General features: G+C 72.7%; 1 pseudogene. It reads right to left on the reverse strand.

The annotated features are described in order from the left end of the window. Positions 1-286, reverse strand: a pseudogene (locus J0695_RS41695) (nicotinate phosphoribosyltransferase); the annotation flags it as partial.

Genomic DNA, 286 nt, shown 5'->3' on the forward strand with positions numbered 1-286 from the left:
GATACGGCGCGTCGGCCGAGACCCCGACGCGCGTGCCGGCCGCGTACACGTCGATCGGTGCCCCGGAGCGGACCAGATCGTCCACCGCGTACTCGTCGAGACCGCCGCTGACGCTGATCCGTACGTCCGAGAGGCCCGCTTCGTCGAGGATCGACCGAGCCCGTGCGGCCAGGATCCCCAGGCCACCGCTGTCCAGGCGGACGGCGCAGCCCGGCCCGCGGTTCAGGTGCCGCAGCACGTGTGCCGCGACGCGGACGCCCTCCTCGGTGTCATAGGTGTCCACCAG

Origin of the sequence: Streptomyces beijiangensis, from assembly GCF_017315755.1 — a bacterium.
Taxonomy (GTDB): Bacteria; Actinomycetota; Actinomycetes; order Streptomycetales; family Streptomycetaceae; genus Streptomyces; species Streptomyces beijiangensis.